Origin of the sequence: Psychrobacter sp. Arc9, from assembly GCF_041431295.1 — a bacterium.
Classification (GTDB): Bacteria; Pseudomonadota; Gammaproteobacteria; order Pseudomonadales; family Moraxellaceae; genus Psychrobacter.
Genome location: NZ_JASMRK010000020.1, coordinates 35881 through 50994 on the forward strand (window position 1 = coordinate 35881; position 15114 = coordinate 50994).

Sequence of the window (15114 nt, forward strand, 5' to 3'; positions counted from 1 at the left end):
AGCCAAACCCATAGTAGAACTCATGCTTCACAAAACAACTATTTCTAGGCCACCATCATGACATCACCTGTATTCTCCCCTTTAGTGCTGCCTTGTGGCGCTACATTACCCAACCGCTTAGCGAAAGCTGCCATGGAAGAAAACATGGCTGATGTCGGTCAAGTCCCTGGCCCCACTCTGCTCCGTCTATATAAAAACTGGGCAGAAGGCGGGACAGGGCTGTTAATCACTGGAAACGTGATGGTCGATGGCCGCGCTATGACAGGGCCTGGTGGTGTCGTATTAGACAAACACAGTGAGATAGCGCCTTTTAAAGCGTGGGCAAATGCTGCCAAGCACAACAATACACAGGTTTGGATGCAGCTCAATCATCCTGGCCGTCAAGTATATGCTGCCATGGGTGGCGATGTGCTATCACCTTCTGACGTGGCAATTGACTTGGGCAAGCGCTCTCATTTATTTGGTAAACCGCGTGCGATGACGCAGCAAGATATTGAACAATTGATCCAACGGTTTGCCGATAGTGCACTAAAAGCAGAACAGGCTGGCTTCGATGGTGTACAAATTCATGCCGCCCACGGCTATCTAATTTCTCAATTTTTATCACCGCTTACCAATAAACGTAAAGATGAATACGGTGGTTCGATTGAGAATCGGATGCGACTATTAATCGAAGTAATCAAAGCCGTTCGCGCTCAAGTTGCGCCTACCTTTGCAGTTGCTGTGAAGATAAACTCAGCCGATTTCCAGCGCGGAGGATTTGATGCAGATGATGCCAAAGTGGTTATTTCAGCGATGAATGAATTGGCCGTAGATTTGGTTGAACTATCAGGTGGCAGCTACGAAAGCCCAGCCATGCAAGGCAGCACAGCAGATGGTCGCACGTTGCAACGAGAAGCTTACTTTTTAGATTTCGCAAAAGAGATTGCTCAAGTTGCTACCATGCCTATCATGACGACAGGTGGCGTTAGGCGACTGGCTGTCGCAGAAGATGTACTGGCGCAAGGGATTGACGTGGTTGGTATTGGAACCGCATTAGCCATGAACCCTGCTCTACCGAATGACTGGGAAAATGATAGTACGCTTAGTGCTCACAATCCTGTGGTACGCTGGAAAGATAAAACCTTAAGTGCAGTTGCTACAATGGCGGTCATCAAGCGACAATTACAGCGCATGGGGCAAGGAAAATCACCCAAACCAAATGCCTCGCCAGTTTTCTCATTGATTTCTGATCGTATACAAATAAAGAAACTCACTAAACGCTATCATCAATATTTGAATAAATATTCGATGAAATAACTTTTAATCAATTTCAAAGACAATAAAAAAGCAGCTACTCTATTTTTGAGCCTCTGCTTTCTTATTTACATAAGTATTTTTGGATAAATAATATATTTTTTTAATATTCATATAAAAAACAAGTTCATAGAATAAATTATTCTCACGCATAGTAGACGCAATTTACGTGGCACTACTACAGCAGCCCTGTAGATAACACTTAGTAAACGCCCACTATAATTAAGTAACACTATAAACATAGCATATACAGACAGCTGAATTGAAAAGTCCTATATTTAACCTCACAAGATATTTGGAACCAATCACTTATCCTTGTGCAATACAATTAGAATAAAAATTAAATAGTATTATCAGTAATCGATATTGTGAAATAAAAATCAAAATGGTGATTAAGAAATAAATCAAACACAATAAGTTCAATAAAAGGAATAATACAATGAACGAACATACTCTAAAAGGCGAATGGAACCAAGTGAAAGGTTCAGTTAAACAAAAATGGGCTGAACTAACAGACGACGATCTTACCCATATCGAAGGTAGCCGTGACAAGCTAGTAGGCCGTGTACAAGAGCGCTATGGCCATGCCAAAGAAGATGCAGAGCGTGAAGTAGATGACTGGCGTGTAGAAAACAAGTATTAATATATTCGTTGCATACTTATCCGCTGCATAACTACTGTACTAAATAAATTGAAAAACCGTATAGAAATATATGCGGTTTTTTTATGGCAGATTTATACTATATAGATATGCTGTCGGAAAAATAAATCACCGTCCTCCAGACACGATAAAACCGCATAGCAATCAATTGTTATGCGGTTTTATTGTTAACTATCCATGTTACCTATCACGACTGCTTTTCATGCATCCTTGCACAAATATTCAGTATATTGTGATACTGGGCATCCTGCCCTTTTTACTACACTACAGCTTCAGTATTACTTGCTGCTATCAGCAAAGGGTATGTGTCCTTACTTCAATTACTATTGTCATCCTGACGCTAGTTATCGAATCATTATCCTTAATGCGGTCAACTCAATCCTTGAGTCACATTCCCTAATGCCGTGTGACTATAATGCCTAACTCTCACTCGTATGTTAAGTCGCGTAAACGTCATTGCGTGTAAGCATATGCTTACAACAATCTATTTTACTTGCCACAATTATTACAACTTATTAACGCAAAAGACACCTACCGCAAAGTTTTGTACTCTATTATTGATAATGTAAGGAAATATTTCGAACAATAAACTACCAAAGACACTTGCTAGCTGCTAGCTAACTTAATAAACCAAAATACTTTTAAAATCTTATAGTTATAGAGGATATAGGTACCTTTAACCTACACGACCTACTTAATACCATCATAGGATATTGCCTCATGAAAATAATAAAACCCTTTTCTATTAAGGCCACTCTGTCTACTAGTCTTGTCGTTGCATTATTGGGTACGACAGTAGGTTGTGCGGTTGTAGGCTCAGGATATGACAATCAGCCTGTCTATCGTGGTGATAATAATAGCCAAAACAATAATTTTAATCGCGTAAGTCAGCAGCTTCGACAAGACTTGCGCCGCAAAGGCTATCAGGTTATAGATATCAGAGCTGATAGTTACCGTGGTGATCGAGCTCTTACGGCGTATGCTAAAAAGAACAACCAAGCCTACGAGCTAAAATATACTTACCCTGCCCTAAGACTCATCAGCTCAAGCAAAAAAGCATGGCCAGATAACTGGGATAATAAGTCGCAAAATAATAATAACCGCTATAAAGAAAACAAACATAAAGATAATTATCAGAATGGTCAGCGCTATAAAAAAGGCGATGTCGAAGACACTATTAAAAGAGAATCACGTTACCCAGCTATTAAACGCCGTGCTATCAACAAAGTAAGGGCTATGGGCTACCGTGTTGAAGATATCGATCTTGAAGAAAAAAACAAGCGAGGCGTCTTTGAGGTTGAGGGCAAACACGGTTCACAGAAGTACGAGATACTATTAAGTTATCCAAATTTAGATGTGATCAAAGTCAGAAAAGATTGATCGCTTTCAACATTTTTAGCTAATTACCTCGGTACGTTTAGCTTTTACCCATATTGAGCAACGATATATTACTAGGAAATCATTATGAAAACTCTATCATTTTCAACATTAAAAACAGTAGCGACTGGCAGCATAGTCGCAGCTTTATTAGCAGTGACCACAGGCTGTGTAACTGCGCCGAATGGCTACAATGGCTATGACAACCTTTACGAGCACACTCATAAGGACAATAAAGGCCATAAAAAACACAAAGACAAAAAGAACGACAAAGACAGCTATGTCTCCGTTGTCGAGCAACGAGCTGCTAGTAAAGTCCGTAGCATGGGATACCGTGTCAAAGACGTCAAATATAAAAACGGTGATCGTAAGATTAAGATAAAGGCTGAACGTGGACGCGACGATTATAAAATTGAGCTAGGCTATCCAAGCTACAACGTGATTAAGCTTAAAAAAGATTAATGAGTTGTTAAGGGCTGACATTCACTATTAATACTCAGTTGAAATATTAAAAGCTTTATAGCCAAATAAGTTAGCAAATGGCTTATTTGGTTTTTCTATGAGAATTCTTACAGTCAATCATCTGATACTTTTCTATATAAAACTAGAAATCCAAAACTTTTATCACATCATAAGCTGGCGTTTCATAGGGATGTGCCTCTTTTAACGCGGCAATGGTAGCATCGATAAAAGCTTCATCTACCACCATTTCCACTCGCCACTCATCGACCATTTCTAAACTATCCTGTGTACCAATATGCGGCTCACTGCCTGACAATGGCATAAACTGACCGGTCCCTCGTATCTGCCAACAGCATTGCTCATAGTTTCCAATCTTCCCAGCGCCAGCAGTAAACAAAGCAGATTTCACTTTGTCTAACGCTTCATCAGGAATAAAAATGGTCAATTTATACATAGGTTTACCTCATAGAGTGGTTTTAAGCATCACCTGCTAGTTCTTAGATAAAGAAGGGTGATCAGTCCATATATAACGTAGCAGCCAGTCTTTGGCATCACCTGCATAATCAATACCAATACGTGGGCGTAGTGATACAGGCGGCTGGCAACTATCATCTTCTATCCAAACTTCTGATGCCAGCGAAATAGGTTTGCCATATAAATCGCGATCAATTTGCAAGCGTTTGGTCAATTTACCAGGGCCTGCGAACTGCTTAGGATGTGTAAACTGCTTATCTGGACTGAGTTGTTGCTCTTCAATCAGACGGTCACTATCGTCAGTCAAAAACCCAGCGCGTATCAATACAGACTCAGGCGACTCTACAGAGCCGCTAATCAAATTTAGCATATGATGCACACCGTATGTCAAATAGACATAGAATACTCCACCTTGCTCATACATAATCTCTGTGCGTGCCGTTCGAGTGCCTGCATGTGAATGACACGCAGGATCATCTTGACCAATATAGGCTTCGGTCTCAGAGATACGCATACGTAGCGTTTTTTGCTGTCCATCCCTATCGGTTAGCTGTCGACATAGGACTTTACCAATCAGGTCAGCAGCGACCACACAGGTCGGACGAGTGAACCAGTCAGGCTCCAAAACGGTTGATGAGGCAGTAGACATTAGCGAAACCTTTTCTTATTTTTATGGTCTATTTGATATGAGTAAGTACTAACAAATTAGCATAAAATTAAGATAAGGTATCGGGGACAGTGTTGGCGCTATGTTTGATTTTTTATACGAGCTAAACTATACGCCCGTGCCTAAAGGGTGTTACTGGTTGATAAATAGATAGGAATTGCAGTCTGTTATAAGTGGTTCCATTATGGCAATCTGTTTTAAGTGGTCTGTTAATAGGTTTGAAGGATGGGATAACTGGTTCTATTAGGGTATACCTTAATAAAAATAAAAACCCATCTTTTATCAGAAAAACAATCATGGTTCTTGCGATTTGATTTTTATCGTAAGGTTGTGTGATTAAAATCTCCCAAGTTTAACTGTACGGATTTGACGGCAGGGGTCACTGTATGAAAAGATGCTTTTTGCGCTTGATTACTTTGAGAAAAACATCAATGGCGATATATTCTATGACTGGTGCAAATACACGCTCATTCCAAGCCTTAAAACTAAATGCGTAATCGTCATGGATAATGCCAGCTTTCATAAACGAGTGAAAAGTCTTCTGAATAGGCATGGTCACAGGCTTTTATTTCTACCATCCTATAGTCCTGACTTAAATCCTATTGAAAAGAAATGGGCACAAGCTAAGTTTCTACGACAAGGTTGGATGGAGAATAATCTACCTAAACTATTTCATAATATGGGTTGTACTTCTTTTATTTTGGATTGACTATAACTGCAGAGGCACTGTTATGATTGAAAACGTACTTGCTAAAGAAGATATTGAACCTTTAAAGTTAACTGTATATATGGCGAATGGAAGATATCTTTTGATGCTGTTGGATTATGATGATGAAGGCTATTTAGATGTTAGAACAGCGTATAACCCTGATGCTTCAAGAGATGATTGGGAGTATGTTAATGGAGAACTTCATAGCTCTACAACGGTTATTAGTGATTTAGAAGTAGTTAAACAATGCTTTTTAGAATTTAATGCTACGGGTAACGTGTCTAAAAGTATTTTAGATTGATTTAACATTTTTAAAAAAATAGCGCGGAAGATAGCTGATATTAAGCTCAAAAAGCTAACGCTTTGTACACTACGAAGTACACTGTGATTAATTCAGCTAGTTAAAACGCTGATACCATTATCTTACAGTCTAAGATTCAAGTCCTCACTAGGGAACCATTATAAATATAATGACATAAAAAAACTGAGCACATGGCTCAGTTTTTATTTTATGCTAAGTATCAGATACTTATTTTAATGGCACACCAATACGGTCAGCCACTTCTTCATAAGCTTCAATCACATCACCTAGAGACTGACGGAAACGGTCTTTATCAAGTTTCTTCTTAGTGTTCTTATCCCAAATACGGCAGCCGTCTGGTGAGAACTCATCACCTAACACGATACGGTCATGGAATACGCCAAATTCTAGTTTAAAATCAACTAGGATTAAATCACCCGCATCAAACAATGCCTTTAGTACATCGTTGACTTGATAGGTCAGCTCTTCCATCTTAGCCAGTTGCTCTTTGGTCGCCCAGCCAAGAGATACAGAAAGTGATTCGTTAACCATCGGATCACCTAGCGCATCATCTTTATAAAACAGCTCATACGTTGGAGGCGTCAATGCCTGACCTTCTTCTAAACCTAAACGACGTACCAAACTACCAGCTGCAAAGTTACGAACCACGCACTCTACAGGAATCATGTCCAAGCGTTTAACCAACACTTCGTCATCAGACAATTGCTTCTCGAAATGTGTTTCGATACCAGCATCAGACAATTTTTGCATGATAAAAGCATTAAAGCGGTTATTAACCACACCTTTACGTGCTAATTGTTCGATACGCTTACCATCAAGCGCTGAGGTATCATCACGGAAGTGCAAAATCAGAAGATCATTGTCTTCTGTTTCATAGACAGATTTGGCTTTACCTTTATACAGCAGTTGTTGCTTTTGCATTATGGGGGTTCCTGTTCGTTCAAGCTTATGTGGTAAAAACGCGCAGCTACCGCTGACTGATGTAAGATAAATGGTTTGCAGCTATGATAAAGACGCAACAGTCAGCGATATAGATAAGGGAATAAGTTTAGTTCGAAGTGTTACTAACAGCACGCTGAGGTTTTGGCAGCTGATACTGATTGCCTGACTCATTTTGTAGTTTGAGCGTGTTTGCCCCAGCATTAGGTGTTGAATACAAAGGTACAAAGGGTGCCGTTTCTTGGGCGGCAGGTAGCTCTATCGGTGCAAGCTTTTTGCTTTGCTGATAATCTAAGCTGCCGTTATCACGTTTACCAAGCAAGTTTTTGGTTGCTTGACAGCCGCTTAATACCAAAGTGCTACCCAAAACCAAGGTCAGCATTGCTGGAAATAATTTTGTCGTCGATGATGCTGTCTTTGATGTTACTGTCATCATGTTGTCTCTCTGAGTTAGCAGTTATTGCTCATATAGGCGATTGACTTATCGTGATAAGTTGACTTGCTGCTAGCTCGAATGGTACTCATCTAATGTGCAGCAAGTCTTAAATCGCCGAATATCAATTGGCTAAATATCAATTTATCGTATGTTTGCTCGGACTAATGCTTCATCAATAGTCGCATGATGCTGCTCGGCGAGCCAAACCAATGGCAGACGGATACCTTTATCGATAATGCCCATTTTATGCAAGGCGTACTTCGCTGGGATAGGGCTTGATTCGATGAATAGGTCACGGTGCAAATGTTTGACCACGTCATGGATTTTACCAGCCGCTTCAAAGTCACCACGTAAACCCGCAGAAAAAGTCTCACTCATGGCTTTTGGTGCTACGTTAGCAGTGACTGAGATATTACCTTTGCCACCTACTTTCATTAGATCAAGCGCAGTGCCATCATCACCAGATAACACAACCATTCTGTCACCAACAGCTTTGATCAATTGCTCACCGCGACCGACAGATCCTGTCGCATCTTTGATAGCAACGATATTATCGATATCACACAAACGCTCAACCGTTTCTTGAGCGATATCAACCACTGTACGTCCAGGCACATTATACAACATTTGCGGTATATTTACGGCTTTGGCAATGGCTTGATAATGCTGAAATAAGCCTTCTTGTGGCGGCTTATTATAGTAAGGAGCGACTAGCAACGCACAGTCTGCGCCTGCATCGGCAGCATCCTGAGTCAGCTTGATGGCTTCCATCGTATTGTTGGCACCAGTACCCGCGATGACCGGTACACGACCTTTAACATGCTGGACAAAATAGCGAATGACATCGCTATGCTCTTGCATAGATAGGGTCGCTGATTCGCCAGTAGTACCAACAGCTACAAGACAATGTGTGCCCTTCTCGATCTGCCAATCTATGAGATCTGCGAGACGTTTATAATCGACCTTACCGTCAGGGTGCATGGGCGTTACCAAAGCTACCATTGAGCCTTGTAGTCGGGTTTTGATCTCGTCGTATGCTGTGCTCATAACCGTGCCTTACTGTATTATCCTAGCTTTTATTAAAGCTGTCACATGATAGGTCGTTTGCAAGTGTCCATTGCTTTATATGCGTTGATAAACGCTGATGGCGTAACTTACTTGATGTTAATGCTGCGTCTCTACTTACTATAATAGCGTTTGTATCATAGATTATTATATCTACGATATCAGTATCGTGATGGCAATTCACCAAGAATAATAGGCGTACCTACTAACCGACAGAAATATAATAATAAGAGTGCTCGTTAGTGTAGCATATTTTGATTTGACCGCTATCAATCAATTGGCAGTCAGCCCATAAATTTAGTACCAAAAAACGTATATTATTTTTCGCTTAAATTTATAGAACTTGAACTGAAACCTTGTAAATGAATAGTTACATCATTAAAGGAGCAGTTTAGCGTAATCAACGTGCGTTGATAAGTCTCTTAGGTAATATTAACGAATCGTCAACACATCGATAGTAGGTCGATAGAATCGAAAAGGCAACCCTCTCGTACCGATGCCGCTACTAACAAATATCTGTGCACTCGCATGTTGATATAAGCCGCGCTGCTTACCCATGCGACTGTTATATAGCAATGCTGACTGCTCACTACTGCGTCGAATATCGTTCTGTTTTTGAGCAAGCAGGATATTTTTTTGAATAGCTTTCGCAGCACCGGTTATCAATAAAGGGCGTGGTTGTAAAGATTTTGGCAGATCACTGATACTATCAAATCGTGATGCCAAGATAATCACTGGACTGGTGGCATTGGCAATCTCTGATCCAAGCATTACTTTATCAGTCGCCTCTGACGTTTCGATATCTGTAGATTGCTTAGGTACATCTTGCCAGCCACAAAGCACCGCTACTAATGGATTTATATTTAAATTTTCTTGCTCGATACTGTCTTGATTATTAGTTTGATTATTAGTTTGATTATTAGTTTGATTATTAGTTTGATTATTAGTTTGATTATTAGTTTGATTATTAGTTTGATTAGTCGACTGATTGACGACTAACTGCTTATTTGTTGTTCTTGCACATTTGAGTGGCAGCGACGTACATTGCTGACCGATATAGTTGATATCGAGTACATCAAAAGTACTGGCCAATGTATCTTCTAATAGTGGCTGACCTTGTTTGGTCGTATTCATAGATTGATAACGCAAGTCCGAGGTACTCATGACCGTATAAACAGGTTTATTCACCCCTTTAAACAGCATTAACTGACCCACTAAATCCGCACTTGGATAGTATAGCCAGTCGCCCGTAATCAGTACGGCGTCTGCTGACAAAGCATTAATAGTAGAGACTAGCTTGCGAATATGACGCGGCTTACCACCGTATATTCCTATACGTAAATCTGCTAATACGGCGACTTTGAGCGGTGTAGACAAGTCTAAGTCAATAGAATGATGCTCTAATCGTAAGCGGTTGGGTTGCACAATGACAGTAAAAAAATATAAGCCCATCATCAATATTGCCATCAGTACGGCAGGTAATGATAGCTGCGCTAACAACGGCATCAAGTCCTGTGACCAAACCATGATAAGCAATATCGCCCAAACAGGCATCGTGTAAGCGGCATAATACAGTGCGAGCTTCACCCAAATGCGCATAAAGCGCTTGGTAGGATTGGCATTAAACGTTTGTAGCCCTGACCACAGTGCAATGTACGCTAGCAGTGCTGCTGACGTCGTTGTAATAAGCGTATGTAGAGCGGGGTCAGTCATAATTACCTAGCGGTTGCATAATGGTACGAGCCTACTAAGCGACTCGGCCCACCTTAGAGCCTATTGATTGATCAATAACTCATTTAACGAATGGATTGCTGTTGAGGTCTTACTCTTAGCTGTTTGATAAAAAACCAAACATTATAGAGGTCGACCTCCATGATAGACAAGCACAATTATTGACGTGCGCGCTGCCTTTATACTCTGTACCGTAATCTGAGTCACATTAACAATGACATTCACAGTCAAGCTTTAATCATGACAGCTATTCAATACGCAGACCAATAATAGCAGGAATGCCTTGGCGTATAACCTCTATAGTGACCACCCCTTTTTTAGGAAGAGAAGAGATGGCACCTGAAAAGTCTGCCACTGTTTCGATCGGCTTTTGATGAAAGTTGGTAATAACATCACCTGCCAGAATACCTGAGCGCGCGGCCAATCCAGTAGGATCCACTGTGGTAACCAATATACCGGTTTTATTATCGACTGCGATTTCTGCTTGTTCATCTGCCGTCAAATCGCGTAAACGCAAGCCCAACTGTACATCATCATTTTGCTCATCACCGCTCTGTGCTCTTACATCATTGGGAGCATAAGCGAGCTTACCGTTAATCACCATCTGCTTACCGTTACGCTGAATCCGTGCACGGAAGGGGTCGCTTGGACGCGCTCGGTTGAGCAAGTTTAGCAAATCAGATGCCTCCATGATTTGTACGTCATTGTATTGCAAAATGATGTCACCAGGTTTTAGGCCTGATTTTTGTGCTGGTGAATCTGGTGATACACGAGTCAGTAAAGCACCTTGAGGACGCTCTAAATTATAAGCCTCGGCCAGATTGCGATCGATATCTTGTGGATAAATTCCTAGATATGCACGCGCCACTTCACCATCATTTTTTAGCTGCTCATAAATGTCCATGGCAGCGTCAATAGGAATAGAGAATGACAGTCCCATATAACCGCCAGTACCACTAAAAATACGCGAATTGATTCCAATCACTTCGCCGCGCTGGTTAAATAGTGGCCCGCCAGAGTTACCCGGGTTTAATGCCACATCGGTTTGGATAAATGGCACGCTCGTTTCACGCGAGAAGCTACGCGATTTGGCACTGACAATACCGGCAGAGGCTGAGTAGTCAAAACCAAATGGCGAACCGATTGCTAACACTGGCTCCCCTACTTTTAGACCACTTGAGTCGCCGATAGGCAGGGCTGGAAATTGACTGCCCTCAACTTTTAGCACAGCCACATCTGAGCGCTCGTCACTACCAACCAAAGTTGCATCAAGCTCGGTTCTATCATTGAGCGTCACAGTGATTTTGTCCGCACCTGCGATGACATGATGGTTGGTCAGCATATATCCATTGGAGGTAATAAAAAAGGCCGTACCATAAGCATGTTCAATCGCTGGCGTCGCGACTCGATCAGGAATACGTAGACGATCACCAAAGAACTGACGCAACACTTCAGCAGTCTGAGCCTTAGCGAGCTCGGCCTCACTAATCGTTTTGGTAACATTGACACGTGCCACTGCTGGCGTGACTTGTTGCACCAAACCAGAAAAATCAGCCGTAGTGACTGCAGCCTGCGCACTGTTTATCGTCGTGACATTGATACTAGCAAACATAGCGGTACTAATAGCGAATGCTAGAGCACTACGTTGTAACCAGCGCTGCATATCGGCAGTGGTCTGTCCTTTGAACATATTGATAGGCATTTTGTGTCCTCCATATGAGTAATCGCTGCTATTAACAGCCACGTTATGATTGTCAGCGATAGCGACCACACCAAGCGGCATGTCCCTATTCGTTACTATTTGGTGAAATTATATTCTTTTATCTATTTATCTTGTCTATTTATGCTACGCAGCACTTTTATTCGAACTTATTGTCATACCTATTTAGCAATTACTTTACGCTTATTTTTATCACTACTCACTACTTGAATATTTATAGAACGCTTGTCTTTAGAACATGGTTAATAGTGTCTTATAGAAATAAATACTCTCAGCGATCAGTATATGACATTTCATAGCGCCAACACTATTACCCTGTGCGCGACGTGCATGCCCCACGCAGCTACTGTATGATAAATAAAAACTTAAAATATGATGCTAATGCCTTTTGCATAGTGCAGGATAACCCAAGGCAACGTTATTTCATATGGGCTTCGTATACTTTTATGGCCGTAAGATAGCTTTTTAGCAGGTACGGCTTACATCAGCTTGAAATAAAATCATGGTATGATGTCAAACCAAATATTTTACTAAACAAACAAAAGTTAGCTTGTATATAAGGCTGTTTATTGCAGGCTTATGAACTGGCTATCATCACTCTTGTTTTCCATCTTTTGCATTTCTAGCGTATTGTGATTTATCTAGAAGCGCTTTTGTCTTTGCTACTTTATAGTAGTTATATCATATCTAGCTTATGTTGTGATTCATGATGGCTATCAGTGCGATGGCTTGGCTACAACAGAAACGGATAACAACTTATTGTTAAATAAACGGTAGCGACTATCTTATAACAGCTATCGATAGATATAAAATATGACAAGATTATAAAAGGATTAATTTATGGATACCGCCCTTTTGCTATCCGGCGTGGTTGGGATTGGCATTGCCGCCCAATGGTTGGCTTGGTATTTAAAGCAACCATCCATTTTATTTTTATTACTGATTGGTATTATCGTCGGCCCAGTGCTGGGTGTATTTGACCCAGACTTGGTGTTGGGCGAGCTGATGTTTCCTTTCATCTCTTTGGGCGTAGCGATTATTCTATTTGAAGGATCGCTAACGCTAGAGTTCGATGAGATTAAGCAACATGGTACCGTGGTACAGATGCTGGTATCGGTCGGTGTACTGATTACCATTGCTATCGTGGCCCTATCGACTTATTTACTATTCGATGTCGATCCATTGATTGCGTTGCTGTTCGGTGCACTAGTCTGTGTGACTGGTCCAACGGTCATTATGCCGCTGCTGCGTAGTGTACGCCCCAACAAAACCATTTCCAACATCCTAAAATGGGAAGGTATTATCATTGACCCAATCGGCGCTATCGCTGTGGTATTGGTCTATGAGTACATTATCTCAGGCGGCGAAGCCAGTAGTATTCTACTATTTGCTAAGATTGTCGTATTGGCAACGGCAATGGGTATGGCAGGCGCTTGGCTACTTGCATTCCTTATGCGTCGTCATATGATTCCTGAGTTTTTACGCAATGTTTTTACCCTAGCATTTGTACTGGTGTTATTTTCGATATCGAATCATCTAGAGCATGAATCTGGTCTATTGACCGTCACAGTACTGGGCGTGGCATTGGCGAACTGGCCAAAATTCCCACGTGAGACGATTTTAGAGTTTAATGAGTCGTTGACCATTTTGCTGATTTCAGTGCTGTTCATTATTCTGGCGGCGCGTGTAGAGTTGGCAAGCTTGCTTAGTGTTGGTTTTGCAGGGCTAGTGCTCCTCGCGATTGTAATGTTTGTCGCACGTCCACTATCGGTCTGGGCATCGGCTATCGGCTCGAACCTTAAGACCAATGAAAAGCTGATGATTAGCTGGATTGGGCCACGTGGTATCGTCGCTGCTGCTATCTCATCCCTGTTTGCGATTCGTTTGCAAGAGTATGATATTCAAGGCGTAGAGCTACTTGTACCTCTGGTATTTATGGTCATTATCGGTACGGTCATGATTCAGGGCCTGGGTGCAAAGGTCGTCGGTAATCTACTAGGCGTACGTGAGCCTGAGACCAACGGTATCCTTATCGTTGGCTCAAACCCAATTACGCTATTGATTGCTACCTCTCTCAAAGACCAGGGCTTCGACGTTATCGTTGCGCACAACAACTACACCAATATTGCACGCGCACGCATGAGCGGTCTGCGTACTTACTTTGGCAACCCTATCTCTGATCACGCAGATCATCATCTGGATCTAATCGGTATTGGTCGTTTGTTTGCGATGAGTATGGACAAAGAAATGAACACGTTGTCCGAGATTCATTATCGTCATGAATTTGGTGAGCGTAAGCTATACCGTCTCAAATTCAGTGATGAAAAAGTCAAAAGCGAGCGTGATGACAAGCAATCGAACTTCCACTCACAGTGGTTGTTTGGCAAAGATGTGACCTATACCAAGCTTGCCAGTATGCTGTCCAAAAAAGCTCGAATTAAGATTACCAACATCACAGATAGCTACAGCTTTGAGCAATATAAAGCCGATAATAAGCAATTCGTACCGCTATATACCGTCGACAAAGAAGGCAAACTGCACGTCATCACCGATAAATTTGACGGTACTGTCCCTCGTGACCGTAAGCTTATATCGCTAGTGGTAGACGATGAAGTACAGCCGAAGCCAGTCGATGTAACGCCTAAGCAAGAGCAGGCTCGCATGGCAGCGGATGCTAACTTTGAGTCCAATTCAAAAGCCCCTGAAAAGCGTAAAGAGCAGGAGCCTAACCCTGACGATAGCCAGACAGCAGCGCCAGAGCCTTCGGTAGATAGTGACAAAAGCGATGAGCAAAACACTGCTAATCAGTCATCAACCACTCAAAGCCGTAGTACCGAGACTCAGTCACCTTCTAGCACTACGGTAGAGAAAAGTGAAGCAGTAGAAGAGCCAAAAACGTCTGCTACTAATGTGGATAATAAAGGCGTCATGTCTGCAAATTCGACAGCGACTTCGAAGACCAAAACCTCTACGAACAGTAATGGCAATGGTAGTGCCCCTAAAAACAAAAAAGGTGCGCTTGACCCAAATCGTCTACCTGACTCTGCTCAGGATAGCGACGCCTCTATCGCTACTACTGATGGTGTAAAAGCAGATAAAATAGATGACAAATAACGTGCATAGTTATCTGCCTTATTGACTTAAAGATAAAATATTTACCTTAATAAAAAGCCCCAGCAATGAACTGAACCCCATAAGTTGGACACAACTTTTGGGGTATTTTTATGCGTTACAATCTAGACTTTAAACTCAAAG

The 15114-nt window shown here is 41.6% G+C and carries 14 protein-coding genes; 7 read left to right on the top strand and 7 right to left on the bottom strand.

Annotated elements, in window-relative coordinates; all coding sequences use genetic code 11:
- Positions 1-57: 57 nt before the first annotated feature.
- From QO187_RS10485 to QO187_RS10500, 4 genes are all read left to right on the top strand, one after another.
- On the top strand, positions 58-1299 hold the full coding sequence (locus QO187_RS10485) for an NADH:flavin oxidoreductase/NADH oxidase family protein (RefSeq protein ID WP_102093249.1): 1242 nt from the start codon (positions 58-60) through the stop codon (positions 1297-1299).
- A 436-nt stretch (positions 1300-1735) separates the two neighbouring features.
- Complete coding sequence (locus QO187_RS10490; protein WP_102092613.1) at positions 1736-1939, top strand: CsbD family protein; 204 nt, start codon at positions 1736-1738, stop codon at positions 1937-1939.
- 738 nt (positions 1940-2677) lie between these two features.
- A complete protein-coding gene (locus QO187_RS10495) occupies positions 2678-3337 on the top strand; it encodes a hypothetical protein (protein ID WP_102092614.1) in 660 nt (219 codons plus the stop codon).
- 84 nt (positions 3338-3421) lie between these two features.
- On the top strand, positions 3422-3796 hold the full coding sequence (locus QO187_RS10500) for a hypothetical protein (RefSeq protein ID WP_102092615.1): 375 nt from the start codon (positions 3422-3424) through the stop codon (positions 3794-3796).
- 142 nt (positions 3797-3938) lie between these two features.
- Here the strand turns inward: QO187_RS10500 and QO187_RS10505 are convergent, their stop codons facing one another.
- Both QO187_RS10505 and QO187_RS10510 read right to left on the bottom strand, forming a co-directional pair.
- Positions 3939-4250, bottom strand: a complete 312-nt coding sequence (locus tag QO187_RS10505; RefSeq protein WP_102092616.1) for a YqfO family protein — start codon at positions 4248-4250, stop codon at positions 3939-3941.
- 36 nt (positions 4251-4286) lie between these two features.
- A complete protein-coding gene (locus QO187_RS10510) occupies positions 4287-4919 on the bottom strand; it encodes a DNA-3-methyladenine glycosylase (protein WP_102092617.1) in 633 nt (210 codons plus the stop codon).
- Between the two features lie 412 nt (positions 4920-5331).
- On the opposite strand from QO187_RS10510, the gene QO187_RS10515 reads away from it, so the two are divergent.
- On the top strand, positions 5332-5646 hold the full coding sequence (locus QO187_RS10515) for a transposase (protein WP_371548284.1): 315 nt from the start codon (positions 5332-5334) through the stop codon (positions 5644-5646).
- Positions 5647-5668: 22 nt separating this feature from the next.
- A complete protein-coding gene (locus QO187_RS10520) occupies positions 5669-5947 on the top strand; it encodes a hypothetical protein (protein WP_102092472.1) in 279 nt (92 codons plus the stop codon).
- Positions 5948-6175: 228 nt separating this feature from the next.
- Here the strand turns inward: QO187_RS10520 and purC are convergent, their stop codons facing one another.
- From purC to QO187_RS10545, 5 genes are all read right to left on the bottom strand, one after another.
- On the bottom strand, positions 6176-6889 hold the full coding sequence (gene purC, locus QO187_RS10525) for a phosphoribosylaminoimidazolesuccinocarboxamide synthase (protein ID WP_057757995.1): 714 nt from the start codon (positions 6887-6889) through the stop codon (positions 6176-6178).
- Positions 6890-7016: 127 nt separating this feature from the next.
- Positions 7017-7343: a hypothetical protein gene (locus QO187_RS10530; RefSeq protein WP_371548286.1), complete on the bottom strand. Its 327-nt coding sequence runs from the start codon at positions 7341-7343 to the stop codon at positions 7017-7019.
- A gap of 141 nt (positions 7344-7484) precedes the next feature.
- Positions 7485-8390 (bottom strand): 4-hydroxy-tetrahydrodipicolinate synthase, encoded by a 906-nt coding sequence (gene dapA / locus QO187_RS10535; RefSeq protein ID WP_102092471.1) that lies wholly within the window; start codon positions 8388-8390, stop codon positions 7485-7487.
- Positions 8391-8840: 450 nt separating this feature from the next.
- Positions 8841-10121, bottom strand: coding sequence for a hypothetical protein (locus QO187_RS10540; RefSeq protein WP_371548288.1), 1281 nt, complete (start codon positions 10119-10121; stop codon positions 8841-8843).
- Positions 10122-10386: 265 nt separating this feature from the next.
- Entirely contained in the window at positions 10387-11802 is a 1416-nt protein-coding gene (locus QO187_RS10545) for a Do family serine endopeptidase (RefSeq protein WP_371548289.1), read from the bottom strand.
- Between the two features lie 897 nt (positions 11803-12699).
- On the opposite strand from QO187_RS10545, the gene QO187_RS10550 reads away from it, so the two are divergent.
- Complete coding sequence (locus tag QO187_RS10550; RefSeq protein WP_102092503.1) at positions 12700-14973, top strand: sodium:proton antiporter; 2274 nt, start codon at positions 12700-12702, stop codon at positions 14971-14973.
- Positions 14974-15114: the final 141 nt, after the last annotated feature.

Excerpts from the sequence above, each read along its gene's own strand:
- QO187_RS10485 (WP_102093249.1), top strand. The coding sequence starts at position 58 with ATGACATCACCTGTATTCTCCCCTTTAGTGCTGCCTTGTGGCGCTACA.
- QO187_RS10490 (WP_102092613.1), top strand. The coding sequence starts at position 1,736 with ATGAACGAACATACTCTAAAAGGCGAATGGAACCAAGTGAAAGGTTCA.
- QO187_RS10495 (WP_102092614.1), top strand. The coding sequence starts at position 2,678 with ATGAAAATAATAAAACCCTTTTCTATTAAGGCCACTCTGTCTACTAGT.
- QO187_RS10500 (WP_102092615.1), top strand. The coding sequence starts at position 3,422 with ATGAAAACTCTATCATTTTCAACATTAAAAACAGTAGCGACTGGCAGC.
- QO187_RS10505 (WP_102092616.1), bottom strand. The coding sequence starts at position 4,250 with ATGTATAAATTGACCATTTTTATTCCTGATGAAGCGTTAGACAAAGTG.
- QO187_RS10510 (WP_102092617.1), bottom strand. The coding sequence starts at position 4,919 with ATGTCTACTGCCTCATCAACCGTTTTGGAGCCTGACTGGTTCACTCGT.
- QO187_RS10515 (WP_371548284.1), top strand. The coding sequence starts at position 5,332 with ATGCTTTTTGCGCTTGATTACTTTGAGAAAAACATCAATGGCGATATA.
- QO187_RS10520 (WP_102092472.1), top strand. The coding sequence starts at position 5,669 with ATGATTGAAAACGTACTTGCTAAAGAAGATATTGAACCTTTAAAGTTA.
- purC (WP_057757995.1), bottom strand. The coding sequence starts at position 6,889 with ATGCAAAAGCAACAACTGCTGTATAAAGGTAAAGCCAAATCTGTCTAT.
- QO187_RS10530 (WP_371548286.1), bottom strand. The coding sequence starts at position 7,343 with ATGATGACAGTAACATCAAAGACAGCATCATCGACGACAAAATTATTT.
- dapA (WP_102092471.1), bottom strand. The coding sequence starts at position 8,390 with ATGAGCACAGCATACGACGAGATCAAAACCCGACTACAAGGCTCAATG.
- QO187_RS10540 (WP_371548288.1), bottom strand. The coding sequence starts at position 10,121 with ATGACTGACCCCGCTCTACATACGCTTATTACAACGACGTCAGCAGCA.
- QO187_RS10545 (WP_371548289.1), bottom strand. The coding sequence starts at position 11,802 with ATGCAGCGCTGGTTACAACGTAGTGCTCTAGCATTCGCTATTAGTACC.
- QO187_RS10550 (WP_102092503.1), top strand. The coding sequence starts at position 12,700 with ATGGATACCGCCCTTTTGCTATCCGGCGTGGTTGGGATTGGCATTGCC.